Annotated in this window: 28 protein-coding genes; 26 read left to right on the plus strand and 2 right to left on the minus strand. The window is 41.9% G+C overall.

All coding sequences use genetic code 11. The features are described from left to right. Positions 1-29: 29 nt before the first annotated feature. Entirely contained in the window at positions 30-614 is a 585-nt protein-coding gene (gene yihA, locus BUB92_RS04770) for a ribosome biogenesis GTP-binding protein YihA/YsxC (protein WP_073090808.1), read from the plus strand. Between the two features lie 33 nt (positions 615-647). Here the strand turns inward: yihA and BUB92_RS11970 are convergent, their stop codons facing one another. Beyond that, positions 648-1,895, minus strand: a complete 1,248-nt coding sequence (locus BUB92_RS11970; protein WP_073090811.1) for a YecA family protein — start codon at positions 1,893-1,895, stop codon at positions 648-650. Positions 1,896-2,124: 229 nt separating this feature from the next. On the opposite strand from BUB92_RS11970, the gene BUB92_RS04780 reads away from it, so the two are divergent. The 17 genes from BUB92_RS04780 (at position 2,125) to BUB92_RS04860 (ending at position 18,264) form a co-directional block, all read left to right on the plus strand. Further along, complete coding sequence (locus tag BUB92_RS04780) at positions 2,125-4,779, plus strand: valine--tRNA ligase (RefSeq protein WP_073090813.1); 2,655 nt, start codon at positions 2,125-2,127, stop codon at positions 4,777-4,779. Between the two features lie 53 nt (positions 4,780-4,832). Further along, positions 4,833-6,056 (plus strand): bifunctional folylpolyglutamate synthase/dihydrofolate synthase, encoded by a 1,224-nt coding sequence (locus tag BUB92_RS04785; protein ID WP_278280499.1) that lies wholly within the window; start codon positions 4,833-4,835, stop codon positions 6,054-6,056. A gap of 78 nt (positions 6,057-6,134) precedes the next feature. Next, complete coding sequence (locus BUB92_RS04790) at positions 6,135-6,767, plus strand: DUF47 domain-containing protein (protein WP_073090818.1); 633 nt, start codon at positions 6,135-6,137, stop codon at positions 6,765-6,767. Further along, positions 6,760-7,749: an inorganic phosphate transporter gene (locus BUB92_RS04795; protein WP_073090820.1), complete on the plus strand. Its 990-nt coding sequence runs from the start codon at positions 6,760-6,762 to the stop codon at positions 7,747-7,749. Before BUB92_RS04790 ends, BUB92_RS04795 begins: the two co-directional genes overlap by 8 nt. A 72-nt stretch (positions 7,750-7,821) precedes the next feature. Next, complete coding sequence (locus BUB92_RS04800; RefSeq protein ID WP_073090822.1) at positions 7,822-8,451, plus strand: redox-sensing transcriptional repressor Rex; 630 nt, start codon at positions 7,822-7,824, stop codon at positions 8,449-8,451. Positions 8,452-8,579: 128 nt separating this feature from the next. After that, a complete protein-coding gene (locus tag BUB92_RS04805) occupies positions 8,580-8,843 on the plus strand; it encodes a DUF4321 domain-containing protein (protein ID WP_242939004.1) in 264 nt (87 codons plus the stop codon). A 20-nt stretch (positions 8,844-8,863) separates the two neighbouring features. Continuing rightward, positions 8,864-9,451: a Maf family protein gene (locus tag BUB92_RS04810; protein WP_073090827.1), complete on the plus strand. Its 588-nt coding sequence runs from the start codon at positions 8,864-8,866 to the stop codon at positions 9,449-9,451. A gap of 4 nt (positions 9,452-9,455) precedes the next feature. Further along, positions 9,456-10,142: a RadC family protein gene (gene radC / locus BUB92_RS04815; RefSeq protein WP_073090830.1), complete on the plus strand. Its 687-nt coding sequence runs from the start codon at positions 9,456-9,458 to the stop codon at positions 10,140-10,142. Further along, positions 10,142-11,179: a rod shape-determining protein gene (locus BUB92_RS04820; protein WP_073090832.1), complete on the plus strand. Its 1,038-nt coding sequence runs from the start codon at positions 10,142-10,144 to the stop codon at positions 11,177-11,179. The genes radC and BUB92_RS04820 overlap by 1 nt, the downstream gene beginning before the upstream one ends. 14 nt (positions 11,180-11,193) lie before the next feature. Then, entirely contained in the window at positions 11,194-12,054 is an 861-nt protein-coding gene (gene mreC, locus BUB92_RS04825) for a rod shape-determining protein MreC (protein ID WP_073090834.1), read from the plus strand. Next, entirely contained in the window at positions 12,054-12,590 is a 537-nt protein-coding gene (gene mreD / locus BUB92_RS04830) for a rod shape-determining protein MreD (RefSeq protein ID WP_073090837.1), read from the plus strand. The genes mreC and mreD overlap by 1 nt, the downstream gene beginning before the upstream one ends. Further along, positions 12,559-14,601, plus strand: a complete 2,043-nt coding sequence (locus tag BUB92_RS04835; RefSeq protein ID WP_073090839.1) for a penicillin-binding protein 2 — start codon at positions 12,559-12,561, stop codon at positions 14,599-14,601. The genes mreD and BUB92_RS04835 overlap by 32 nt, the downstream gene beginning before the upstream one ends. Before the next feature lie 175 nt (positions 14,602-14,776). Beyond that, the gene (gene minC / locus BUB92_RS04840) at positions 14,777-15,424 is read left to right on the plus strand and encodes a septum site-determining protein MinC (protein ID WP_341372072.1); all 648 of its coding nucleotides are present in this window, start codon (positions 14,777-14,779) and stop codon (positions 15,422-15,424) included. Between the two features lie 12 nt (positions 15,425-15,436). Beyond that, positions 15,437-16,234, plus strand: a complete 798-nt coding sequence (gene minD, locus BUB92_RS04845) for a septum site-determining protein MinD (RefSeq protein WP_073090841.1) — start codon at positions 15,437-15,439, stop codon at positions 16,232-16,234. Positions 16,235-16,252: 18 nt separating this feature from the next. Then, positions 16,253-16,525 carry a cell division topological specificity factor MinE gene (gene minE / locus BUB92_RS04850; RefSeq protein ID WP_073090843.1) on the plus strand — a complete coding sequence of 91 codons (273 nt, stop codon included), beginning with the start codon at positions 16,253-16,255 and terminating at the stop codon, positions 16,523-16,525. Positions 16,526-16,650: 125 nt separating this feature from the next. Then, positions 16,651-17,787, plus strand: a complete 1,137-nt coding sequence (rodA, locus tag BUB92_RS04855; RefSeq protein WP_084728335.1) for a rod shape-determining protein RodA — start codon at positions 16,651-16,653, stop codon at positions 17,785-17,787. A 24-nt stretch (positions 17,788-17,811) separates the two neighbouring features. Continuing rightward, complete coding sequence (locus tag BUB92_RS04860; RefSeq protein WP_073090848.1) at positions 17,812-18,264, plus strand: YkvA family protein; 453 nt, start codon at positions 17,812-17,814, stop codon at positions 18,262-18,264. A 38-nt stretch (positions 18,265-18,302) separates the two neighbouring features. Here the strand turns inward: BUB92_RS04860 and BUB92_RS04865 are convergent, their stop codons facing one another. Continuing rightward, complete coding sequence (locus tag BUB92_RS04865) at positions 18,303-19,286, minus strand: NAD(P)H-dependent flavin oxidoreductase (RefSeq protein ID WP_084728336.1); 984 nt, start codon at positions 19,284-19,286, stop codon at positions 18,303-18,305. Positions 19,287-19,454: 168 nt separating this feature from the next. Between BUB92_RS04865 and BUB92_RS04870 the strand changes: the two genes are divergently transcribed. The 8 genes from BUB92_RS04870 to BUB92_RS04905 all read left to right on the plus strand — a co-directional run bounded on the left by BUB92_RS04870 (position 19,455) and on the right by BUB92_RS04905 (position 26,989). Beyond that, a complete protein-coding gene (locus BUB92_RS04870; RefSeq protein ID WP_073090851.1) occupies positions 19,455-20,027 on the plus strand; it encodes a M23 family metallopeptidase in 573 nt (190 codons plus the stop codon). A 96-nt stretch (positions 20,028-20,123) separates the two neighbouring features. Continuing rightward, entirely contained in the window at positions 20,124-20,879 is a 756-nt protein-coding gene (locus tag BUB92_RS04875; protein WP_159432306.1) for a M50 family metallopeptidase, read from the plus strand. Positions 20,880-21,131: 252 nt separating this feature from the next. Continuing rightward, on the plus strand, positions 21,132-21,356 hold the full coding sequence (locus BUB92_RS04880; RefSeq protein WP_073090856.1) for a MoaD/ThiS family protein: 225 nt from the start codon (positions 21,132-21,134) through the stop codon (positions 21,354-21,356). Between the two features lies 1 nt (position 21,357). Beyond that, positions 21,358-22,053, plus strand: a complete 696-nt coding sequence (locus BUB92_RS04885) for a HesA/MoeB/ThiF family protein (protein WP_073090858.1) — start codon at positions 21,358-21,360, stop codon at positions 22,051-22,053. Positions 22,054-22,298: 245 nt separating this feature from the next. Further along, positions 22,299-22,778, plus strand: a complete 480-nt coding sequence (locus BUB92_RS04890; protein ID WP_073090860.1) for a 4Fe-4S dicluster domain-containing protein — start codon at positions 22,299-22,301, stop codon at positions 22,776-22,778. 2 nt (positions 22,779-22,780) lie between these two features. Beyond that, positions 22,781-24,580, plus strand: a complete 1,800-nt coding sequence (locus BUB92_RS04895) for an aldehyde ferredoxin oxidoreductase family protein (RefSeq protein ID WP_073090863.1) — start codon at positions 22,781-22,783, stop codon at positions 24,578-24,580. Between the two features lie 110 nt (positions 24,581-24,690). Further along, complete coding sequence (nuoE, locus tag BUB92_RS04900; RefSeq protein WP_073090865.1) at positions 24,691-25,194, plus strand: NADH-quinone oxidoreductase subunit NuoE; 504 nt, start codon at positions 24,691-24,693, stop codon at positions 25,192-25,194. Continuing rightward, a complete protein-coding gene (locus BUB92_RS04905; RefSeq protein WP_073090867.1) occupies positions 25,175-26,989 on the plus strand; it encodes an NADH-ubiquinone oxidoreductase-F iron-sulfur binding region domain-containing protein in 1,815 nt (604 codons plus the stop codon). The genes nuoE and BUB92_RS04905 overlap by 20 nt, the downstream gene beginning before the upstream one ends. The last annotated feature ends 5 nt before the right edge of the window (positions 26,990-26,994 follow it).

Below are 26,994 nucleotides of genomic sequence, written 5' to 3' on the forward strand. Positions count from 1 at the left end.
ACTAAAATAGGCTTTAAAAGGTGGTAAGGATGATAGAGATAAAAAAAGTTGAATTCAGAGGGGCTTTTGTAGATCTGGATAAACTCCCGCAAGGCGAATATCCAGAAATAGCCCTGGTAGGCAGGTCGAATGTGGGAAAATCTTCACTTATAAACAAGGTTGTAAACCGCAGGAATTTAGCCAAATCAAGTTCCAATCCTGGTAAAACCCGCACTATCAATTTTTACATGATAAATGACAGCTGGTACTTTGTGGATTTGCCTGGCTATGGTTTTGCTCAGGTTTCCAAAGAGGAAAGGCTGAAGTGGAAAAAGATGATTGAGGGCTACCTGAGTCAGCGCCGGCAGCTTAAAGGAGTAATTCAACTGCTGGACATCCGTCATGTTCCTACCGAAAATGATGTTCTGATGAAAGACTGGCTTATGTACCATGAAATACCTATTTTAATGGTGGCTACTAAGGCCGATAAAATCTCGCGGGGAAAAAGAGAGAAACATATAAGGCAGATAAGAGAAAAATTAGAACTGGATGCCAACCATATTTTGATCCCTTTTTCCGCGGAAACAGGTGAAGGGGTCAAAGAAGTTTTAGCTGCTATTGAAGAAATTTTATAAAAAGACCGAAAAGACCGGAGGGGTTCCGGTCTTTTAGTTTATTCTGGCCTGCATGTAGGTGATTAATTCTTTTTGGGGCTCAGAAGTTGCCCGCGAAGCAAATTCTTTAAGCATTTGGGCTACTTTTTGCCTGCCGTTTTCTTCTTGCAAAAGCTGGCGTGGGGTTTTTCCTTCTGTTTGCTCATAAGGCATATCCAGCCAGCGTTCGGTTTCATAATCTTTCATTATGGTAAACCATATATCAGCTGTCTCCGGAGAAGGAGGTCTGGTAAGGAAAAAGCTGTTTAACACCTGGCATTCTTTATCCGGAAAGATATTTTTAATTGTTTCCTTAAGATGGTATACATCCTCCAGCACATCTGCACAGGCGACAGCATAGTCATCACTCACAGCTATTCTTATGTACCCGCGATTGGGACAGGTAGGGCGAAACCAGTTTATGCCCAGGGTGCTGTGTAGCAATTCGTAGGCAGGATTTTCTTGCAGTTTAGCTATTATAATATCTTTTTCTCCCTGGTTAAGAGGAATATAACGCATATCATGAAGATTTACCCAGGTTTTATGCAGGGCATGATCAAAGATGCCGTATAGAATTTCCCCTTTGAATTTCAAAAGCCAGCTTATATCTTCTCTAAGCACTTCTTGCAGATATTCCATATGTTTTATGATAAAATCCCGCGTTTCCGGCTCGTTTTTGGCCAGTAAAACCATACCGGAAAAAAGGCTTGTCTGAGGGAGCTTTAAGATTCTTCCCAGAAGCAGATAAGAACCGGGGTTTTTTTCTTCTTCCCAGGGCTCTTTAAGCAGAACTTTCTCTTCCCGGTTTAGGAAGATATCTTTTACGGTTAATGTTCTCTCTTCTGCCTTTATTATTTCATATACCGAGAGATATGACATAACCAGGGCTGATAAGCATGATTTAAGATTGGTTTCCATAAAATTCCCGTTTTCCTTGAGATAGTAGTAACCCAGGGTATTTCCTTTAGAATCGGTTTTATCAAACCACAGCCAGTCGGAAAAGATGGATTCGTTCTGCTGGGGAAGTGTTTTACTGGTAGTAAAGCGCAAAAAGAGTTCTTTAGCTTCGTTTCTTATTTTTCTAAGTCCTGACTGGTAATGGCTGTCTAACTTGGCTTTAGCAGCCAGGATAAGCTGGCTATAGTGAATAAAAGGGTCAGATGATATCTCGGCAAGTTCTTCCAGCTGCCCGCAGCATTTTTTATATTTTTTTCCGCTGCCGCAGGGACAAGGTTCGTTTCTGCCTATTTTAAGGATAGCCATTATTTATACCCCCAAGCTGTTTTAATAATTTGACCGTGTTTCAGGTTTAGCTTATCATAATACAGGTAGTATGGACAATGGGAAATTAGCTCATGTTTATTAAAGGGGATTTTGCCTAATAATTGAAATATGGACAGAAAAGCTTGCTTTAAATAACTGGTATTAATTAAAATTTATAAAGTATAGTTTAAAAGCGCAAAGAGATTCCTTAATCAGAGGAGGTTTTTAGATGTCAGCTGACAATCTACTGCCGAGTGTTTATAACCCGCAGAATGTAGAAAAAAAGTGGTATGAATACTGGCGTAAAAACGGCTATTTTACTCCTAGTGAAGATCGCAGCAAAAAACCTTTTTCTATAGTGATGCCCCCTCCTAATGTTACCGGCTCACTTCATCTGGGACATGCTCTGGATAATACTCTGCAAGATATTCTGGTACGCTGGCGCCGTATGCAGGGATACAATACTTTGTGGCTGCCGGGAACTGACCATGCCGGTATTGCGACCCAGGCTAAAGTAGAAGAAGCTCTGGCTAAAGAAGGTTTGAGCAAATATGATTTAGGCCGGGAAAAGTTTCTGGAAAGGGTATGGGAGTGGAAAAACCTTTACGGCAGCCGTATTACGAGCCAGCTTTGTCTCCTGGGAGCTTCCTGTGACTGGACACGGGAGCGCTTTACTATGGATGAAGGATGTTCGCGGGCGGTACGGGAAGTTTTCGTTAATCTCTACCAAAAAGGGCTTATTTACCAGGGGGACTACATAATAAACTGGTGTCCGCGCTGTCATACAGCTATTTCTGATATTGAAGTAGAACATGAGGAAACGGCAGGAAATTTGTGGTATATAAAATATCCCGTAGAAGGGGAAGATGGATATATAGTAGTAGCTACCACCAGGCCGGAAACGATGCTGGGAGATACGGGAGTTGCTGTACATCCGGAAGATGAAAGATATAAACATCTTATTGGCAAAAAAGTAGTGCTTCCTCTGGTGAACAGGGTTATACCTATTTTTGCTGATGAGTATGTAGATAAGGAATTTGGAACCGGTGCTGTCAAGGTTACCCCGGCTCATGATCCCAACGATTTTGAGATGGGCCTTAGACATAATCTGGAACAGATTGTGGTTATGGATAAACATGGAGTGATGAACGAAAATGCCGGTAAGTACCAGGGTTTAGACCGCAGCGAATGTCGCCGAGCTATTGTAAAAGATTTAGAAGAGCAAGGTTATTTATTGAAGGTAGAGCCGCATAACCATGCGGTGGGGCATTGCCAGAGGTGTGATACGATAGTTGAGCCTATGGTATCGAAACAGTGGTTTGTAAAGATGAAACCCCTGGCTGAGCCGGCGATCAAAGCGGTAGTAGATGGAGAAATACGTTTTGTGCCGGAGAGATTTACCCGCATTTATCTTAACTGGATGGAGAATATAAAAGATTGGTGTATATCAAGGCAGCTGTGGTGGGGACATCGGATTCCTGTATGGTATTGCCAGGATTGTGGAGAAGTTATCTGCAGCAAAGAAGATCCGGAAAGATGTACCGCCTGTGCTTCAGACAACTTAAAACAGGATGAGGATGTTCTTGATACCTGGTTTTCCAGTGCTTTATGGCCTTTCTCTACTATGGGCTGGCCGGATTCTACCCCGGATCTGGAATACTTCTTCCCTACTGATGTTTTAGTTACGGGAAGGGACATAATATTTTTCTGGGTAGCCAGGATGATTTTTTCTTCCCTGGAGCATACCGGGAAAGTACCTTTCCGGGTGGTAAATATTCACGGGCTTATACTTGACGCCCAAGGGCGCAAAATGAGCAAATCTCTGGGCAACGGCATAGATCCTATTGAAGTTATCGAAAAATATGGAGCTGATACTCTGCGGTTTTCTCTGATTACCGGCGTAACTCCCGGTAATGATGTGCGTTTCCACTGGGAAAAGGTTGAGAATACGCGCAATTTTGCCAACAAGATATGGAATGCTTCCCGCTTTGTGCTTATGAATCTAGAAGGATACAGAAAAATAGACCTGGATGAGAAAGAGATGGCACTTCCTGATAAATGGATAATATCAAGGCTTAACCTTACCATAAAAGAGGTAGAAAGGCTTTTGGAACAGTATGATATAGGGGAAGCAGCCCGCTGTTTGTATGATTTTATATGGGATGAGTTTTGCGACTGGTATATCGAGCTGGCTAAACCCAGGTTGTTTAGGCCCAAAGATAACCGGGAAAAGCTGCTAGTACAAAATGTTCTGGTAGAAGTTTTAACTACTACCTTAAGGCTTTTGCATCCTTTTATGCCTTTTATAACCGAGGAAATTTATCAACATTTACCTGGCCATACGGAAACTATTATGCTGGATCCCTGGCCGGAGTTTGACGAGAATAGAGTAATGAAGGATGCGTTAGAAGAGATGCAGCATATTATGCAAACTATAAGAGCTATAAGAAACATAAGGGCTGAATTTAATGTAGGGCCAGGAGCCAAAATAAAGGCCATAGTATTGGTTAAAGATAAGGATAAGTTAGCGGTATTTAGCGAAAATAAACCTTATATAGAAGAGCTTGCTCATTTAATTGAAGCCGAAATAGTCGATAAGATGGAAAATAAACCAAAACAAGCGGTGTCGGCTCTTACGGCCTGGGCCGAAATTTATGTTCCCTTAGAAGGGGTTATAGATATTGAGAAAGAAATATCCCGGCTTAATAAGGAATTAGCTCAGGTAGAAAATGAACTTGCCAAAGCGGAAAATAAACTTAAGAATGAGAACTTCCTGGCTAAAGCCCCGCCTGAAGTAATCGCAAAAGAAGAGGGCAAAGCCAGGGAGGCTAAATTGAAGAAGGAGGGGATTTTACAACGATTAGCCATATTGAAAAACTCATAGAAGAACATTTATACAGGCTCACCGCTTTAGGGAGCCAGCCGGGATTAGAGCGCATAGAACAGTTGTTAAAGGAAATGGGAAATCCGGAAAAAGATCTGCATTATGTGCATATAGCCGGTACCAACGGGAAAGGTTCAACTTCCCTCATAATCTCTTCAGTTCTGGCCCAAGCTGGTTATAAGGTGGGGAGGTTTATTTCCCCCCATGTGCATTCTTACCGGGAAAGGTTTACTATCAATGGACAGGAAATTGATGCGCAAACTTTGAAGCAGTATATAGACCAGGTTGAAGCAGGGATAAAAACGATGACGGAAAAAGGTTTTCCCCATCCCACAGAATTTGAAGTGCTGACGGCTATAGCTTTTCAATATTTTAAAGATGAAAAGGTAGATATAGCCGTTATAGAGGTGGGAATGGGGGGAAGGTATGATTCTACCAATGTAATTACTCCCCTGGTCTCGGTAATAACCAGTATAGGGCTTGATCACATGGATTTTCTAGGGGGGACTATAGCTGAAGTTGCCTATAACAAAGCAGGGATCATAAAACATGGGGTGCCAGTAGTAGTAGGCCGGGTTCCTGAAGAGGCTTTCCGGGTTATAGTTGATGAAGCCATGAATAAGACAGCTCCTATTTATGCCAGCAGTATGACCTGGGTAGAAAGGGAAAAGCAGGATATTTACGGCCAAGAGGTGACAATTGAATTTGCGGGGCATGAATTAAAAGGGGTTTTTTTCTCCCTTTTGGGAGACTATCAGCTGGATAATTTGGCCACTTCCTATACCACCCTGATGCTTTTAAAGAAGCAGGGATTTAAGATAAGTGATGAACATATAAGAAGTGCTTTATCTTTTCTTAAAATACCGGGCCGTTTAGAAATAGTAAGCCGGGATCCTCTGGTTATTGTAGATGTGGCTCATAATCCGCAAGGGGCGGAAGCACTTAGCACATCGCTTTATACTTTGCTCCCCGGCCGGAAAAAAGTGCTGGTATGCGGGATAGTAGATGATAAAGATGCCGTAGAGACACTGAGGTTTTTAGGAAAAGATACCGTAAAATGTATAGTAACCAGACCGGAAGGCCCGCGCGGGGAAAACTGGAACCGGGTAGCCGCTATTATACATTCTCTATATCCGCAGGTGGAAGTTTATCAGGTCGAAGATATAAAAGAAGCGGTGGGAAAAGGCCTAAAAGCTCTGGCAGGAGATGATTACCTGCTTATAACCGGATCTTTTTATGTAATAAATCAGGCCCGGCGAGTTTTTATAAGACCCTAGGCTGTTAACATATTCTTAACAATAATTTAAATTAGTTGTTGATATAATGTATACAGAAACTGCTAAGGAGGCTAAAAAGTGCTTTTTCGCTTGAAGCCGCGTGATGAAAAATTTTTTGTCTATTTTAACCAGATGGCAGATATCCTGTGGGAGGCATCTTGTCTATTAAAACAATTTTTATCTGCCTATGAAGAACCGGAAAAGAATCTGGAGAAAATGAATCAGGTAGAAGAAGAGGGAGATAAAATATTATCCCAGGTTATGAGACAGCTTAACAGTTCTTTAGTTACTCCTTTTGACCGGGAAGATATTTTGCTGCTGGTAAGAGAGCTTAATAATGTTGTTGACCATATTCAGGGGACTATGGAAAAAATAGTTATATATAAGGCCGGTAAACCGAAGGCAGATTATATATTGAAACTGGCTGCGGTTTTGGAAGAAGCTGCTTTGGAAATCAAAAATGCGGTGAAAAAGCTTCCTAAAATCCGTGAAGAGTACAGGGAGATAATAAAATCTTGTGACAAGATAAGAGCTTTGGAACATGAAGGGGATTATCTGTATCGGGCAGGTATTGCCCTTCTTTTTGAGAAAACGGAGAATGTAGTCGAGGTTATAAAATGGAAAGAAATTTATGAACATTTAGAAAGCAGCCTGGATGATTGTGAAAATGTAAGCAATGTATTAAAGGCGATTGCGGTAAAGTATGTTTAGTCTCTGGCTTATATTTGTAGTTATTTTATTAGCTCTGGTTTTTGATTATATAAACGGCTTTCATGATACCGCTAATGCTATTGCTACTTCTGTATCCACCAAAGCGTTAATGCCGCGTACTGCTGTGATTATGGCAGCCGTTTTAAATTTTTTGGGAGCCTTGAGTGGAACGGCTGTAGCTGCTACTATTGGGAAAAATATTGTGCCGCCCGAAGTGATTTCTCCTTTAGTATTAATTGCTGCTCTTATGGGAGCTATTTTTTGGAACCTTTTTACTTGGTATTTCGGCATCCCCAGCAGTTCCTCTCATGCTTTAATCGGAGGATTGAGTGGAGCTGCTGCGGCAGCCTTTGGTTTTGATATTATAAACTGGCATGGTTTTATAAAAATATTTGCGGGACTGATAATTTCTCCGGTAATAGGATTTGTTATGGGCGGTACGGTTATGACTATTTTTTTCTGGCTTTTTGGCTGGAGTTCACCGGCAAGGATCAATAATAAGTTTCGCAAGCTGCAGAGATTGGCGGCGGCTATGGCTTCTTTTGCCCACGGCTCCAATGATGCGCAAAAATCGATGGGGATTATTACCATGGTTCTGGTAGGAGGAGGTTTAATATCCAGCTTTCAGGTTCCTTTATGGGTAAAGATGGCCTGTGCAACAGCTATGGCTATGGGAACAGCAGTTGGCGGTTGGAAGATTATCCGTACTATGGGAGGAAAAATTTTTCGTATTGAACCGATAAATGGTTTTGCAGCTGATTTTACTTCTGCGCTAACTATTTATACTGCCACCCTGCTGGGAGCGCCGGTAAGTACCACCCATGTTGTCTCTTCCTCCATAATGGGAGTAGGAGCAGCTAAAAGGTTTAAGGGGGTAAGATGGAATATTGCCCGTCAGATGATACTGGCATGGTTAATAACTATTCCCTCTTCCGGACTGGTGGCAGCCATATTTTATGCTATTTTTTTCATAATAAGTTAAGGCATTATTATAGCTATTTTTTTCACAAAATGTTAAAATAGATTATCAAGAGGTAAAAGGAGTGGGAGATTTTTGAAGGTCTTTAAGATTCCTGAGGCGACTGTTATGAGGCTTTCGGTTTACTCCCGGTACCTTAACCAGTTAGCTAGAGAAGGAGTAGAAACGGTTTCTTCCGGAGATATAGCCAAGGGAACAGGGGTGAGTTCAGCCCAGGTAAGAAAAGATCTGGCTTACTTTGGAGAATTTGGCACGCGTGGAGTAGGGTATAAGGTAGATGAGCTTTATAATCACCTTATAAAGATATTAGGATTAGATCGGGAATGGAATGTTATAATTGTAGGAGCCGGGAAATTAGGGTCGGCTTTGGCTCTTTATCAAGGCTTTGCCGAACGGGGTTTTAAGATTGTCACCGTATTAGATGTTGATCCTGATATAATAGGTACTAAGCTGGGGAATATAGAGGTAGAACCTTTGGAATTGCTGGAAGAGAGAGTAAGAGAGCAAAATATAACTATAGGCGTAATAGCTGTACCTGCTTCAGCGGCTCAGGAGGTTACGGACCGTCTGGTAAAGACAGGGGTTAAAGCTATTTTGAATTTTTCTCCCCGGGTTTTAAAGGTACCGCGGGAAGTAGTTTTACGCAATGTTGATCTGTCAGTAAATCTAGAAGTGTTAAGTTTCAATCTTGCTTTTAATAGATAAGTCAGAATAGCTGCAAATAATAGCCAAAAGCTCTCCTTATGAGGGCTTTTGCTGTTTTTACCTGCCTTGTTTTTAGCGGTAAGTAATGCTAAACTTTAGAAAAACATGGGATAAAAGGGGAATGCATGGTGGCAAGATCACGTTCATATCCTGGCTGGCAGGTACTATTATTGCTGGTCATTCTAGGTGGAATTGTTGGGGGATGGATAGGGAATGCTATAATAAAGTTATGGCCAGCTTTGAGTTTTTTAGGTACGAATCAGAGCCTGGGCATACCCGGTTTTACAGTTGATTTACAGGTTTTAACTTTTACCTTTGGATTTATGCTTAATATAAATCTATTTACCCTGCTGGGATTTGTTCTGGCTTATATACTCTACCGCAAAATATGATGCCGTAAAGGGGAGATAGCTTGTCCAGGATAATACTTGCTTCTGCTTCACCAAGACGCAGTGAGCTTTTGCAAAATATAGGGATAGAGTTTATAAAATATCCTGCTTATACCGAAGAAGAGATTTTTCCTTACGAAACTCCGGAAGAAGGGGCTAGAAGGCTGGCATTAAATAAAGCCGAGTATGTAGCCGGCAGCTGTAATTATGATGAAGGTATAATTATTGCTGCCGATACCATAGTAGTTTTAGAGGATAAAGTTTTAGGAAAGCCTGGCTCGGCAAAAGAGGCTTATGAGATGCTGGCTATGCTGAGCGGAAGGAGTCATCAGGTGATTACGGCTGTATGTCTTAGGGATATAAAAAGGGGTATAACTTTGCTGGAAACAGAGAGGACCAAGGTTTATTTTCGGGTTTTAGAAGAAGGTGAAATATGGCATTATATAAGGACAGGAGAGCCTATGGATAAAGCAGGGGCCTATGGAATTCAGGGGTTAGGAGCTTTGTTTGTGGAAAGAATAGAAGGCTGCTATTTTAATGTGGTAGGACTACCGCTGTACCGGTTATACCTTATGTTGAAACAAATGGGGGTAAATCTTTTAGGGGGGTAAGGCTTTGGGCGAATATAATATTGGGATTAAGGATATGCCCCTTGCTATGCGCCCGCGGGAAAAGATGATGGCTAAAGGAGAAAGAAGCCTGAGCGAAGAAGAGCTTCTGGCTATAATACTGGGCATGGGGACAAAAAATCTTAGTGCTCTGGATTTGGCCAAATATTTGCTGGTAAAATACAGAGGGCTTCGTAATTTAAGGGAAGTAAGCCTTAATGAACTTATAAGTGAACATGGGGTGGGACCGGCTAAAGCCGTGGCTATTAAAGCAGCTTTTGAATTGGGAAGGCGTGCTGCTTTGAGCTGCAACCAGAAGGAGGTTGTAAAATCTCCCGAAGATGTTAAAAATATAGTAATGGAAGAAATGAGGTATTTTGACCGTGAACATTTCCGGGTTTTGTATCTGGACCGCAAAAATGGCATTATTTTTATGGAAGACATATCGGTAGGAGGACTTAATAGTGCGGTAGTACATCCCCGGGAAGTTTTTAAAAATGCGGTTAAAATGAGTGCAGCAGCTGTGATATTAGTACATAACCATCCCAGCGGTGATCCCTTTCCTAGCCGGGAAGACATAGAAATTACCCAGAGGCTTATAGAAGCAGGCAGGATATTAGGGATTGAAGTGCTTGATCATATAATAATCGGCGATAACCGCTACTGCAGTTTAAAAGCTGAACATTTCATTTAATGAAGGAGGAAAAAGCTTTGTTTGGGAAAGATCTGGGAATAGATTTGGGAACTGCTAATACCCTGGTACATGTTAAGGGCAAAGGAGTAGTAATAAATGAACCTTCAGTAGTAGCTATCCAGAGTGATACGGGAAAAGTGCTGGCAGTTGGGGATGAAGCTAAAAGGATGATAGGCAGGACACCGGGGAATATTGTGGCTATAAGGCCTATGAAAGACGGGGTTATTGCTGATTTTGATGTAACCCAGGCTATGCTTAAATATTTTATAACCAAAGCTTTAGGACAAAAAAACCCTCTAGCAAGGCCCCGGGTGGTGATAAGTGTTCCTACCGGATGTACGACGGTGGAAGAAAGAGCAGTTAGGGAAGCAGCCCTGCAGGGAGGAGCGAAGGAAGCCTATCTTATTGAAGAACCCATGGCAGCAGCCATTGGAGCCGGGCTTCCTGTACATGAACCTACGGGAAATTTGATTGTGGATATTGGAGGAGGAACTACTGAGGTAGCAGTTATATCTTTAGGGGGCATTGTAACGGCAAAATCGGTGCGGGTAGCTGGGGATGATATGGATGAAGCTATAATTCACCATCTAAAAAAGAATTATAATCTTTTGATTGGCGAAAGAACGGCAGAAGATATTAAAATATCGATAGGATCTGCTTTATGGGAAGGACCGGAAGAATATTATGAAGTTAAGGGAAGGGATCTGGTAACCGGGCTGCCTAGAGTCATAAAGGTGTCGAGTTTAGAGATCCAGCAGGCTTTAAAAGAAACGATAGATGCTATTATTGATGGCATAAAGGTATGTTTGGAAAAGACTCCACCGGAACTGGCTTCCGATATTATGGATCGCGGTATTGTTATGGCTGGCGGCGGTTCGCTTCTGCGCGGTTTGGATAAACTCATAAGCCGGGAGACCAATATGCCTGTATATGTATGTGAAGACCCCTTGCGGGCAGTAGCGAGAGGAACTGGTAAAGTGCTTGAGAATATTGAAGTTTTAAAACGAGTATTGATTTCTCCGAAAAAAACCTTTTAGACAGGTGAAAAGCTTTGTTTAGATGGATGAGGGAAAAATATTTTTGGATAATATTTTTTATCCTGCTTATTTCGCTTATATTGATTCGTTCCAGTTCGGAGGAGCGATATGATATAACCTGGGCGGAAAACCTGCTGCGTGAGATTTATACCCCGCTTTTTAGCGGGGTTAGTGGCGTTAAGGAAAAGATATCGCAGATAAGCGTTTTTTTTGAAGAGAGAAAGCAGTTGGAAGAGACTATTGCCAGGTTGGAAGCGGAAAATGATAAACTCAAACTGGAGAACCAGGCCTTACGTGAGTATAAAATGGAGGCTTTGCGCCTTAAAAATATTTTAGGATTCCAAAATGACAATCTGGAGGTCTATAACCTGCTGCCGGCCAAAGTTATAGCCAGAAAGCCCAATAACTGGTATCAGGTGATTATTATTGATAAAGGAGAAAAGAACGGGGTAACTAAAGATATGCCGGTAATAACCCCCGAAGGACTGGTAGGGGTTGTTACCAGTACCAGCTCATATTCCTCCTATGTAAACCTGCTGACTGATAGATCCGTTGCGGTTGGGGTATTGATCCAAAATACCCGTGAGACTACCGGGATAGTGGAGGGAACTGGTGAGAGTAATATTTTGCGCATGACTAATATACCTTATTATTCCGCTATCAAAAAAAATGATGTTATTGTAACTTCGGGGCTGTCCCAGATTTATCCCAAAGGGATAAAGGTAGGTACGGTAAAGGAGGTATATCGCGAGGCAGGCGGCATTTTGTTATCAGCAGACGTAAAGCCGGCTGTGGATTTTGATAAGCTGGAAGAAGTCTTAATTATTACTGATTTTAAGCAGGTTGTAGAAAATGTAGCTGAGGAGAATGAATAATGCGATATTTTGTCCTTACCCTGCTACCAATTATGGCATTATTTTTACAGTCGACTTTTTTTAGTTTTTACAGTATAAATGGTGTGATACCTGATCTAGTTCTTATTTTCGCTGTTTTTTTTGCTTTGTTTAACGGGCCGGTTAGAGGTGCATTTTATGGCTATTTATGCGGTTTGCTGGAAGATCTATTTTTGGGAAGGCTTATCGGGGTTAACGCTCTTGCCAAGGCTCTGACTGCTTATATTATTGGCCGCCTGCAGGGGACGGTTTTTAAGGAAAATTTAATGGTAGGGGTTTTAGGGGTATTTTTAGCAACCGTTGTAAATAGCTTTCTGGTTTTAATTTTAAACTTAGCCTGGTTAAACGGGGCTTTTTTGAGCTTAAATATATTAAAAATGGTAGCCTGGCAGATTGTTTATAATATTTTCTTAGCTATTCCTGTTTATATATGGTATTACAAGGCTGTTCATTTTGGAGTGCTGAAACAGGGTGAGGAGAGAATTAATGAAATCATCCAGATTAGAAAAAAGACTTAAAATATATACTTATGTTGTTATAGGGCTTTTAGCTGTATTGATAATTAGATTGGCCATACTTCAACTCTGGCATAATGAGGTTTACCAAACGCAGGCCAAGCAGAATCGCATAAGGCTTCTGGCGGTAAAACCTTTGCGGGGGGAAATATATGGTTCCCGGGGCGAAGTTCTGGCAACAAATAAGTTAGTCTATACTCTCACCATATCTCCGCTGGAAGGAAATAAGGAACCGGTAATACAAAAACTAGCCGCTATGCTAGCTGATTATTATCCGGAAATAACTGCCGATAAAATTGAGGAAAAAATAAATGAACAGCGTTACCGGTTGTATGAACCGGTAGTTATTATGCGTGATATTCCCTGGGATCTGGTAGTTAAAATTGAGGAAAATCGGAGATATTTGAGCGGAGTTGATGTAGATGTTGAACCCCTGCGCACTTATCCTCACGGTACTCTGGCCGGGCATGTTTTAGGTTATATCCATTCCATATCCAGGGAAGAACTGGCAGAGGCAGAAGAAGGGGTTTACAATATCAACAGCCTGGTAGGAAAGTCAGGGGTAGAAAAGCAATATGAAAAATATTTGCGGGGTAAATATGGGGCTCGCCGGGTAGAAGTAGATGCCAGGGGGTACCCCATAAGGGAACTGGTTACTCTGGAGCCTGTACCTGGTAATAATATATATCTCACTCTGGATATGAATTTGCAGAAAGTAATGGAAAAAAGCATGGATGAAGTGCTTGCTAGCTTGCAAAAATCAGGGCATCCGAAGGCTAAAGTGGGAGCTGCGGTGGCTATTGATGTAAAAACAGGCGCAATTCTGGCTATGGTAAGCAAGCCCGATTTAAATCCCGATGATTTTAAAGGCAATTTAGCACCGGAGAAAGCAGCTTATTACTTCCCTCAAGGACAGGTTTACGATCCTTTAAATCCCGGTGCGGTTACTAACCGTGCTATACAGGCAGCTTATCCGCCAGGATCCACCTTTAAACCGATAACCGGTATGGCAGCCCTGGAAGCAGGAGTAATAGATCCCTTGAAGGATTATGTCAATTGTCAGGGCAGATACTGGGTGGCGCCTTATATAAAATGTACCGGGGTACACGGCAATGTTAATTATTATAAAGCCCTGGCTGTTTCCTGTAATACCTACTTTCAGGAAATGGGGCGCCGTGCTGGCAAAGACCAGCTGATAAGAGTAGCTTCGGAGTTTGGTTTAGGCCAGGTAACAGGCATTGACTTGCCGGGTGAAAAGCGTGGCCTTTTACCTACCCCGGAATGGAAAAGAGAAATTAATGCCTTGCTTGTTGACCGCAAGTACGAACAAAAAAGAAAGGAAATGGAAGAAAAATATGCCTTGTTGCTGCAGGAGGCTGTTTCCAAAGAAGAAAGAGAACGTCTCCTAAAGAAGAAAGCTAATGAAAAGACTATATTAGAAGCTCAGTATCAAATTGATTATAATTTTAATACCAAATGGCAGCCTTTTGATACTTTTAACATGTCAATTGGACAGGGATCCAATAATTACACTATAATTCAGCTGGCAAATTATGTGGCGGCTATTGCCAACGGCGGCAAATTAATGCAGCCTCATGTGGTAAAAAAAATAGTCAATCCCCAGGGTAAAGTGGTAAAAGAATTTAAACCGACAGTGGTAAGAAAAATGAATGTTAAACCGGAAACTATTGCCGAAACTAAAAGGGCTATGCTGGAAGTTACGCAGCCGGGGGGAACTGCTTATCATCTTTTTGCTAATTTCCCTGCTGAGATAAAGGTGGCTGCTAAAACAGGAACAGCTGAAACAGGAAGGGCAGGCGATGATCGTAAACGGGATTTTCACGGGGTTTTTATCGCTTTTGCTCCGGCAGATGATCCCCAAATAGCTTTTGCCGGTATAGTAGAATATGGTTTTAGTGGTGGAGGATCAGCTGGCTATGTAGCCAAGGCTGTTTTTGAGCAGTATTTTGGCATAAGAGATTATATAGCGGAAATAGAAGCTACAAATGAATAGATAAAAAATTGTCGAATACTGATCTCGAATAATAAGATAATTTTTTATTTCGGTTACGACTAAAATAGGGGTGTTTAGAAAATATATCCCCTATTTTTTTATTTTTCATTAAAGGAAAAAAAATGAAACAATAGAATTGTTAGGAAAGAACACCTTTTTGAATGGAGGGTTACCGGTGTCATCAGCAGTAAAAATTTTGGAAGGAGAAAAGATAATAAACCTTGAGATTTATGATACTTTTATGGATATGAAAAAAGGACTTAAGGAAGAAATTAGGCAAAATCAAAAGTATCGTCTGGGGGATAAAGTAAATGTTTATATAGGATATAAAAATTTAAGTCAAAAACAAATAAGGGAACTGGAAGATATTTTGCTTGATTATGGTTTACACCTTAAGGAACTTATGACTAACGGTCCGCCGGGGCAAGAAAACTCGTTTTTTTTACCCCAAAATGAAGAAAATGCCGGTTTCCCGGCTGATATGCCGGAGTATGAAGAAACAGCACTTATTAGAAAAAATTTGCGGTCAGGGCAGAAATGCTTTGCGCGAGGGAATATAGTGATTTTGGGCGATGTAAATCCAGGAGCTGAAGTTATAGCCGGGGGGAATATTCTGGTGATGGGGGTTTTAAGGGGAATGGCTCATGCCGGGGCATTTGGAGATGAAAAGGCTATTATAGCTGCTTACAGGCTTATCCCTACTCAACTTAGAATAGCCAATCATATCACCCGCCCTCCCGATGGAGAGGTAATCATGGTAAATACTCCGGAATTGGCACGTATAAGAGCTGGTAAGGTAGTTATTGAAAAGTTAAAAATATGAGGAGGAAAAAGGATGAAAGGAAAAGTTATTGTTATTACTTCTGGGAAAGGTGGGGTAGGTAAAACAACAACCACCGCCAACATAGGTTCTGCTTTAGCTATGATGAATAAAAAGGTTGTTCTGATTGATACTGACATTGGTCTGCGCAACCTGGATGTAGTTATGGGATTAGAAAATCGCATTGTGTTTGATATTGTGGATGTGGTAAATAATAACTGCAAATTAAAACAAGCACTTATCAAAGACAAAAGGTTCGAGGGGCTTTATCTTTTGCCGGCCGCGCAAACCAAGGACAAAACGGCAGTAACTCCTCATCAGATGAAAAATCTTACTAATGAACTTAGGGGAGATTTTGATTTTATTCTGGTTGACTGTCCGGCTGGCATAGAACAAGGTTTTAAAAATGCTATTGCCGGGGCTGATGATGCCATAGTAGTAGCTACCCCTGAAGTGTCCTCGGTAAGAGATGCTGACCGCATTATAGGTCTATTAGAAGCGGCCGGGCTCAATAATCCGCGTCTTATAATAAACCGTTTGCGAAGCAAAATGGTTAAACGGGGAGACATGATGGATATAGGGGATATAATTGAAATTCTTTCCATAGATCTTTTAGGAGTAGTGCCTGAAGATGAAGCTATAGTTATTTCTACTAATAAAGGAGAACCAGCTGTAACCGATAGTAATTCCAGAGCCGGAGCAGCTTATAAACGCATTGCCCGCAGGATAACAGGGGAAAATGTTCCTATCGAGTCCCTCGATGAAGGAAACTTTATGGAAAGATTTCGCAGGATGCTTAAATTAGCAAGATAGGTGAGGGAGGGTATGGTTTTGTTAGATATTTTAAGCAAAATATTTAATAAAGACACGGTGGCCAGCAAGGATATTGCGCGGGAAAGGCTGAGGCTGGTACTGGTACATGATAGGGCTTCCGTCTCTCCCGAGTTTTTAAATGCGCTTAAAGAAGATTTGATAAAGGTTATAAAAGAATACCTGGATATAGATGAAGATGCTCTTCTGGTTAATTTAGAAAATGAAGAAAATTCTGTGGCTCTGGTGGCTAATATTCCGGTAAGAGGATTTAAGAGGGCAGTTAATGCCTAACCAAAAAAGTTAAAAAAAGGGGGTTAATTTACCTCCTTTTCTTATTTTTGCAATTATTAAATAGTTTATAGTTTTATTTTAACCAAAACCTCCTGTGATATAATAGGCGTGGGAGGTAATATATAGTGGAACTTAAGAGACTTAAATTTATAGATAAATCTTTTGTTTTTGCCTGGGCTTTGCTTATGGCTTTAGGTTTAGTTGTTTTATTCAGTGCTTCCAGTGGGATGGCCTCTGATTCTTATTTTTATGTAAAAAAACAGCTGGCAGCTATATTTATAGGTTTACTGCTGGCCTTTTTTATTATGCAATATGATTATACCCAGTTTTCACGTTACAGCTGGATTTTATATGGGATAGCAGTAGTTATGCTGCTTGCTGTACTTGTTCTGGGGCAGGAAGTGAGAGGAACTACGGGTTGGATAAGCATAGGACCTCTTCCTCCCGTACAACCGGCTGAATTTACTAAAGTTTTGGTTATATTAGCCTTTGCTGATTTTATAAACAGGAGAAAGAGCGAATTACATTCCTTAAAAGGGATAATGCTTTGTTTGCTTTATATTGGAGTTCCTTTTGGTCTTATAATGTTACAACCTGATTTGGGTACCGGACTTGTATATATTGCTTTTACTCTGGTAATGCTGTTAATAGCCGGAGCCAATCCGCGCATTATATGGACCCTGGTGCTAGGAGCTTTAACGGCAGCTTTTATCATGATATGGATGCATTTTCAGTTTGGCACCTGGCTACCTCTGGAAGATTACCAGATAAAGAGGCTTTTGGCTTTTATTGATCCTTATAATGATGGGCAAGGGGGAAGAGGATTTGGCTGGAATACTATTCAATCTTTAATTGCTATAGGATCAGGTGGGTTAACGGGAAAAGGGCTTTTTAACGGTACCCAGGTACAGCTTAATTTTCTTCCTGAACACCATACTGATTTTATCTATGCGGTTATCGGTGAGGAGCTGGGGTTTATAGGGGCTGCGATAGTAATCATTCTTTACGGGGTTTTAATTTTGCGCTCTGTTTATATAAGCTACAGTGCGCGTGATTTATACGGTACCCTGGTAGTAGCCGGTATAAGTGCTATGTGGCTTTTTCATGTTTTTGAAAACATAGGTATGTCTATAGGCATTATGCCCATAACAGGGATACCCCTGCCTTTTGTAAGTTATGGAGGGAGTTCAATGCTTACCAATATAGTAGCTGTAGGTTTGATTTTAAGTGTTAATATAAGAGGCAAGAAAATCGTTTTTTAAAAAATTGTTAAGGGGGGTAAAACGGTGGATTTTAAGGCAGATGATAAAAAAAAATATGACGATGAAGACTGGTTAAAAGAAGCCCTTCTTTTTATCCCTAACTTTATGAAGCTTATGTACCGGCTGATGAAAGATGAAAGGGTACCTAAGGGAGATAAAATTTTATTGGGAGCTACCGTAGCTTATGTATTATCTCCCTTCGATTTTTTGCCTGATGTTATACCTTTTTTAGGGAAATTAGATGATCTTCTGCTTTTAGCTCTGACTACCAAGCGTCTTATGGATAGTGTTGATCGTGAGGTGCTGCTTTCTTACTGGGATGGGGATCAGAATCTCCTGGAAACGACGGAGAAGATTATAAATTTAGCCATAGGTTTTATCCCCCCGGGCATTTATCGCAAGTTGATAAAGAAAGCTGAATATACAAAGGAGGGAAAAAGAGAAGAGTATATTGATGTGGAATATGAGATAAAGTAGAGGACAGGGTTTTTAATTCCCTGTCCATTTTTCATGGATTAACTGAAGCGAGCTAGCTGTTTTTCCAGGGTTTCTTTGGCTTCTTTTACCATGGAGGTTATGAGTTCTTCACAGGTTAATACTTCTTTAATCATACCTATAGATTGGCCGACCATAAGAGCAGCATTGTCGACTTCTCCTGTGGCCCAGGCTTCTTTAGCCCTTTGTCCGGAAAGGAGAGGGATAATTTCCGTTAAGCTTCCGCCTCTAGCTTCGATTTCCAGTACCTGCTGTGTAAGCTTGTTTTTTAAAGCTCTTCCCTGCAGGCCGACTGTTTTGCAGATGAGGGTGGTTTCATGTTCTTCGCGTTTAATAAGTTCTTCCCATATTTTAGGATGAACCGGACATTCTCTGGTAGCGATAAAGCGGGTAGCCATAAGCACTCCTTCCGCACCTAGAGCTAAAGCGGCTGCCATTTGCTTGCCGGTAGCAATACCACCGGTTGCGATTACCGGGATATTGACACTTTCTACGATGCGGGGAAGCAAGACCATAGTGGTAACATCATCATTGAGAGGATGACCGCCTTCTTCGATGCCAGCTGCTATTACCGCATCATAGCCGTATCTTTCAATATTTTTGGCATGGCGAACTGCCCCCACTTTATGCATGACTTTGACTCCGGCCTTATGCAGCATATCCAGATATTTTACTGCTGGTTTGCCTGATACTTCGATCACTTCTACTTTTTCTTCGGCACAGACCTTGAAAAAATCATCAAATATTTCTTCGGTAAAGCGCATGGAAGGGAGCAGGGTAATGTTTACGCCTATAGGCTTACTGGTGAGCTGACGTGCTTTTTGAATAGCCTCTCTTAGCTCTTCTCCGGTGTTGTAGTTGCAGGCAGTTATGTTTCCTAGCCCTCCGGCATTGGAAATGGCAGCACATAATTCCGGAGTAGCCAGCCACAACATTCCCCCGCAGATGATCGGGTATTCAATGCCAAACAATTCTGTTATGCGGGTTTTCATGCTTATTTTCATAAATAGTCCCCCTCTTAAGATGTATGCTTTATGCTTAATTATATATTACAATAACAAGATATTTAAATCAAAATATTTTTGTATCGGGTATAAAAATAAGAGTAATAAATAAAGCCCGGTTTTTATATTTATGTAAAAAAGTATGTCCTGATTAAAGGGGGAAGGGAAGTGTTAGGAAGTTTCCGGTGGCGGATGTTGTTGGCTTTGCTTCTGGCTATATTTGCTAGCTTATCTTTGCAATCAGGGCATAGTAGCCAGAAAGTAGTAGAGCCGGCCTTAAGATACATATTAAGAGATTACGGGGTAGAAGATAAGATTATCTCATTATTGCAGGGTAAGGAACACGAAGATGAAGTTTTACCTGCCTCTGCGGATACGATAAAGTGGCAAAAGCCCTGTGATTTTTTATATGTAGAAAAACCTTATGGCTGGTACTGGAATGAAAAAAGTAAGAGGCAGGAATTTTCACCGGGAATAAAATGCAAAGTAAAAAATAATTCTCCGGTAAAACCTGTAATGAAAGGGATAGTAGAGGAAATAGGAGAAAACGATAAGGGAAGATATTTACTGCTAAGACATGATGATGCCTTTTTTTCCTTATATGGAGGATTGAAAGAGATTTTAGTGCAGAAAGGGGATAAAGTAGATAAAGACGATATTTTGGGCAAAAGCACTGACTTTTTATATCTGGAAATCAGGGATGAAGAGGGGCCGATAAATCCGGAAAGCATTATCGAGTAGATGAAAATTGGAAGATTTGGTAATATCAGCTTAAAGGTTAATTTTTTGGTTCTGGCCTTATGCCTTATTTGCATATTGCTAGGGTGGGGTCAGGAAATGCTGATGGTAGCAGCTGCCGTACTGGTGCATGAGCTGGGGCACATTTTTGTAGCCCGAACTATAGGGGTTAAGGTATGGGAAGTAGAGTTTTTTCCTTTTGGCGGGCAGGCTAAAATTGAAGATTTTACCGGCCTGCATCCGGATAGAGAGATATATGTTGCTCTGGCAGGGCCGGCAGCCAGTTTATTTACTGCAGTCGTCTTTTATTTTCTTACCGGTAAAAACCTGCATTATTTCGTAAAGGTTAATTTACTGCTGGCAGCTTTTAATATGCTGCCTGCTCTGCCTTTAGATGGGGGACGGATTTTAAGAGCTTTCTTGTCAAGGTTGCTGGGTTATAGAAAGGCGACACAGGCGGCTGCTTTTTCCGGAGTTTTTTTGGCTTTTTTACTGATGGTTTGCGGAGGATACTGTATGGTTTATGGGGATTTAAGAGGGGTTAATTATGCCGTGATAGGAGGGTTTTTATTTTGGGGAGCCCAAAGGGAGAAATGGCTTTTAAATTATGCTTTTATGCGTTTTTTGGTGAACAAGAAAAGGGAGCTTGCCGGTAAAGGTTTTATGAAAAGCCGGCAGCTGGTGAGCTATCCTGATACGGAAATAAAAAAAATTTTAAGTACTTTAAAGCCGGAAGAATATACCCTGGTAGTAGTAGTAGATAAAGAACAGCACATACTTGGTATGTGCGGTGAAGCCGAGCTTATTGAATGCATATTGAATAAAGGCCCTTCTGCTACCCTCAAAGATTTATAATGCTGATTTCAGGTTTTGTATTATCTGCAACCTAAGCTGTGAAGGAATCGGTCATGGCTGGATGGGTAATATGGAAAGAGGAGAGGCAAAGATAGATTTCCCTCTGTGATCTGGGAAAAAGAAGCTATGTTTAGACTGACGAAATGAATCTTCTTTTTTGGGTAGAAAAAACGGCGAATAAATTAGAATATTCAGGGCTGGATACCTGCTTATGAGGGGTTTATAATTTTATATGAATAAGGAGGGAAAGGGATGCAGGTAAAAGTTAAGCTTTTTGCTACTTTCCGCAAGGGACGCTTTAAGGAAGCAGTGTTTGAGTATCCAGAAGGAACCAGAGTCCGGGATGTCATTGAGGAGCTGAAAATACCTTTAAAGGAGCTGGGAATAGTTTTTATAAACGGTAAAGATGCTTCCCTGGATGCTGAGCTTAAAGAGGGGGATGTTCTGTCTATTTTTCCCCTGGTAGGAGGTGGTTAGGATGCCAGGAACCAGGCTGCTTTTGAGGTATATACGCAATATAGAAGCTATAACGGAGGAAGAACAGGAAAGAATATTTAAGGCCCATGTTGCTGTAGTCGGCTGTGGAGGCCTGGGGGGATATGTGATTTCTCATTTGGCCCGTCTGGGAGTAAGAAGGATTACGGCTTTTGATCCTGATGTTTTTGCTGAACATAACCTCAATCGCCAGCTTTTTTCCGGGCTTTCTTCTCTAGGAAGAAGCAAGGTGGAGGTTATTGAGGAAGCTTTAAGAGATATTAACCCGGAAGTGGAGTTTTATGGGTTTAAAGGAAGATTTCAGGATTTTTGGACTGATGATAGGGGGGATTACACCGTAGTAATTGATGCTCTGGATAACCTGAAGGACAGACGGGAGCTTGCAGGCTGGTGCCGGGCCAAAAAGCTGCCTTTAGTTTACGGCATGGTAGCAGGCTGGTATGGACAGGTAGGAACCCAGTTTCCGGGGGAAAATACTCTGGATAAGATTTGCCATTTAGCGGGCAAGGAAAAGGGAGTAGAAGAAAAAGAAGGGGTTTTATCCTTTGTACCGGCAATTATAGCTTCTATACAAGTAGCGGAAGCAGTTAAGATTATACTGGGACGGGGAGAACTTTTGCGCAACAAGTTTTTTTTAATTGACCTTTTAGATATGGAAACCGAGATTTTAGCATGGTAAAGCTTTGCTACATATGTGTAACATCAGTGTTAATATAATGACAATAGTGTAGCAGTTATGTTACACAGCGGTGATGATAAATGCCGGTTTTAAGGCGCTTTTAGCGCCTTTTTTTATTGGCATAAAATTTGCAATAGATCATATTTTGAAAATAGGTGCGGACCTATTAGCCTCGATAAAGAGGGTTATAAAAAAGAGTAAGGGAGGGAGTAAACTGTCTTGCCTTGGGGTAGGACAGGAGGAGTATGGGAAAAATACTTTATGTACAACCAGAAAAATGTACTGGCTGTCGTACCTGCGAACTTACCTGTTCTTTTTTGCACACCGGGGAGTTTAATCCTTTGCGTTCCCGCATAAGTGTAGTGAGCTTTGAAAAAGAAGGTTTTTTCTACCCGGCAGTATGCCAGCAGTGCAGCCCGGCTCCTTGTATGATGGTGTGTCCGACAGGAGCTATATCTCGCAATGCATCTACAGGAGCCATGGAAGTAAATCATGAAATATGCATCCGCTGCAAGATGTGTATGATAGCTTGTCCTTTTGGTGCCACTTTTTATGATGAACGGGCTAACCAGATTATCAAGTGTGATTTATGTGGAGGAGATCCAGCTTGTGTAAAAATGTGCCGGGGAGAAGCTTTGAGTTTTAGCAGTTTAAATCCGGCGGTAGGCAGCAAGAAACGGGCGGCAGCAGCTAAGATTAAAGAAGTTTTAGAGGAGGTAAGGTAAAGATGTACGGATGGATGGGAAAAGTTTTAAGGGTTAATCTTACATCAGGTACCATCACTAAGGAAGACCTTAATCCTGAGCTGCTGCACAACTATATAGGAGCGCGCGGATTGGGGACCAAGATTTTCTGTGATGAAGTAGATCCGAAGGTAGAACCTTTAAGTGAAGAGAATAAGGTTATATTTATGACGGGACCTTTGACTGGTACCCTGGCCAGTTCGGGTAGCCGTTATAATGTAGTTACCAAAGGGGTTTTAAACGGTACTATTGCTGCTTCCAATTCAGGAGGAAGTTTTGGGCCAGAATTAAAATATGCCGGTTATGATGGCGTAATTATCGAAGGTAAAGCTAAAGAGCCTGTGTACCTCTGGATAAATGATGAACATGTAGAATTGAGGAGTGCATCTCACCTGTGGGGGGCTGATGTGGTAACTACGGTTGATACGATAAAGGGAGAAACGGATGAAGAAGCTAAAGTAGCTTGTATAGGGCCGGCAGGAGAAAATCTGGTCAAATTTGCCTGCATAATGAATGAGTATAATAGAGCAGCTGGACGCTCCGGTGTAGGTGCGGTATTAGGTTTTAAACAGCTTAAGGCCATAGCGGTAAGGGGAACGGGAGGAATCAAAGTAGCAGATCGCGAAGGATTTAAAAATGCCGCCCTGGATGCCAGAAAGAAACTGAAAGAACATCCGGTAACCGGCAGTGGTCTTGCCGCTTATGGTACCAATGTGCTTATAAATATTCTCAATGAGCATGGTGGACTTCCCGTTAAGAACTTCAGCGAGGCAGCTGTATTTCCTAATGCGGAGAAGATATCAGGAGAATACCAGGCGGAAAAATATCTGGTACGCAATAAAGGATGTTTTGGCTGTTCTATAGCTTGTGGGCGGGTTACCCGCATCAAGGAAGGGCCTTTCAAGAGCTTGGGGGAAGGACCGGAATATGAAGCTACCTGGGCTTTTGGAGCTAATCTGGGAATTGATGATTTTGAGGCCATAAGTAAAGCTAATTTTCTCTGTAATGAACTAGGCCTTGATCCTATAACCATGGGAGGAACTTTAGCCTGTGCCGTAGAGATGGTACAAAAGGGCATTATTCCCCGGGATAAGGCTGATTTGAACTGGGGCGACGGAGCTATGCTGGTGGAGATGGTAAGAAAGACAGCCTACCGGGAAGGTTTTGGCGATGAACTGGCAGAAGGTTCTTATCGCCTGGCTGAAAAATATGGACATCCGGAATTTTCTATGACGGTTAAAAAACAGGAGCTTCCTGCTTATGATCCCCGGGGACAGCAGGGGATCGGCCTGGAATATGCTACCTCTAACCGGGGAGGATGTCATGTAAGAGGCTATATGACTTCGCCTGAGGTTTTAGGAGTACCGGAAAAGGTCGATCCTGATGCTACTGAAGGCAAACCAGAACTGCTTAAGCTGTTCCAGGATTTGACCGCCCTGGTTGATTCAGCAGGGATTTGCCTGTTTACAACTTTTGGCATCGGTCTTCCCGAAATCGCCGAGCAGCTCAGAACGGCTACCGGACTTAATATAAGTGATGAAGAATACTTAAAAGCCGGTGAGCGTATCTGGAATCTGGAACGGCTTTTTAACCTTAAGGCAGGCTTCAGCAAGAAAGATGATACCCTGCCGGAAAGACTGCTTAAGGAGCCGATGAAGGGCGGGCCTCATGCCGGAAATGTAGTTAAGCTGGATATTATGCTGCCGATTTATTACCAAGTGCGCGGTTGGGATGAAAACGGAGTACCTACCGAAGAAAAACTTAAAGAATTAGGCTTAGCTTAAGGTTAAGTTTGCCGTGGGCATAAAAGAAGCCTTTCCTGTTAGGGGGGATTGTCTCTTCTGGGAAGGCTTCTTTGTTATGCTTTTTACAACTTTATTTGAGGAGGATTTTTATGCCGGAGATTATAGATGCAACTGCTATAGAAAAAGCATGTAAAGAAATATTAGACCATTATGCACCGGAACCGCGTTATATCCTTGCTATTATGCAGGATATGCAGAAGAGGTTTAATTATCTCCCACCGCAAGGGCTTAAAATGCTGGCTAGCTATACGGGGGTTCCGTTTAGTCAGGTATATGCTATGGCTTCTTTTTATAAGGCCTTCAGCCTCAAACCTAAAGGGCGTTATATAATAAAGGTTTGTGATGGAACTGCCTGTCATATAAAAGGTGCGGAAACCCTGGTAGAGCAGATTTATAAATATTTGCAGATAAGGCCGGGGGAGACTACCCGGGATGGCAGTTTTTCTCTGGAAACCGTAAATTGTCTGGGAGCCTGTGCTCTAGCTCCGGTAATGGTGATAAATGAGAAGGTTTATGGTAAGGTTACCCCTGCAGATATAGAGAGAATTATCAAGGAATATGGAGGCTGGGCTGATGAAGGAAAACAATGTTAAGGAAAAAGGCTGTACCAAAATAATGGTGTGTTGCGGAACAGGTTGTACAGCTAACGGGGCGCGGCAAGTTTTGGCTCGTTTGGAGGAAAAACTTAGAGGAAATAAGAATTTTGAAGTGGTACCAGTATTAAAGGCTACGGGATGTAATGGATGGTGTGAAAAAGGACCGCTGGTAAAGATTATGCCTGAGGATATTACCTACTGTCAGGTGAAGGCAGAAGATGTAGATGAGATAATAGAAAAAACTTTGCTGCGAGGGGAAAAGATAAAGCGGCTTTTGTATCGCGATCCCCAAACCAAAGAGTTTTTAGTATCTTTGCATCAGACTGATTTTTATCGCAAACAGAAAAAAATAGCTTTGCGCAATATCGGGGAAATAGATCCAGCTTCGATAGATGATTATATAGAGAGGGATGGCTATAAGGCTTTGGAAAAAGCCTTGAAGTATATGACGCCTGATGAAGTCCTGGAAGAAGTTATTAAATCGGGCTTAAGAGGAAGAGGGGGAGGAGGTTTTCCGACCGGGCGCAAGTGGCAGGCTTGTAAAAAAGTACCCCGTTTCCCCAAATATATTATCTGCAACGGAGATGAAGGAGATCCGGGAGCCTTTATGGACCGCAGCATAATGGAAGGAGATCCGCATACTATCATTGAAGGGATGCTTATATGTGCTTATGTACTGCAGGCTGAAAAAGGCTTCATTTATGTAAGAGATGAATATGACCTGGCTGTCAAACATTTGACCCAGGCTATTTTAGATGCACGCCGATGTGGATTTTTAGGGAAAAATATTTTGGGAAGTTCCCTTTCGTTTGATATAGAGCTGGTAAGGGGCGGGGGAGCTTTTGTATGTGGTGAGGAAACCGCACTGATAAAGTCCATTGAGGGTTTCCCAGGCGAACCTCGTGATAAGTATATTTTTCCTACCGAAAGCGGATTATGGGGACAGCCTACAGTTATCAATAATGTGGAAACCTGGGCTAATATACCGGTAATTATACTGGAAGGCGGGGAAAAATTTGCTTCTTTGGGGACGGAAGGAAGTAAGGGGACCAAGGTTTTTTCTCTGGTAGGCAAAGTGGTAAATACCGGGTTAGTAGAAGTGCCTATGGGCATAACCCTACGGGAAATAATTTATGAAATAGGTGGAGGTATACCGAATGGCCGGCAGTTTAAAGCTGTACAGACAGGCGGGCCTTCCGGAGGCTGTATACCTGCCCAGCTTTTAGATTTAGAGATAGATTTTGATACCCTTACCCGGGAAGGATCTATGATGGGCTCAGGGGGCATTATTGTCATGGATGATACTACCTGTATGGTAGAAGTGGCCCGTTACTATACTAACTTTTTAGCTGTTGAATCATGTGGCAAATGTACTCCCTGCCGGGAAGGCTTAAGAGCTCTTCTGGCTATACTTACCCGTATAGTAAAGGGAGAAGGAAAAATGGAAGATTTAGAGCTCTTACAGGAAATTTCTGAAGTGATGCAGGAAGCCTCGCTTTGTGCCCTGGGGCGTACGGCACCCAATCCTGTTTTATCTACCCTCAAATATTTCCAAGATGAATATGTAGCCCATATTATTGATAGACGATGTCCAGCCGGAGTATGCCCTGAGCTGACCGTTTTTGAAATTGATGCTGAGCTGTGTACCGGTTGCACTCTTTGCCAGAAAAATTGTCCGGTTGATGCTATTACCGGTGAAGCTAAAAAAGCGCATATCATCCAGCAGGATAAATGCATACGGTGTGGTGAGTGTTATCGCAGCTGCCGTTTTAGAGCGGTTAAGGTAAAGTAGAGGAG

The organism is Thermosyntropha lipolytica DSM 11003 (assembly GCF_900129805.1).
Lineage (GTDB): Bacteria > Bacillota > Syntrophomonadia > Syntrophomonadales > Syntrophomonadaceae > Thermosyntropha > Thermosyntropha lipolytica.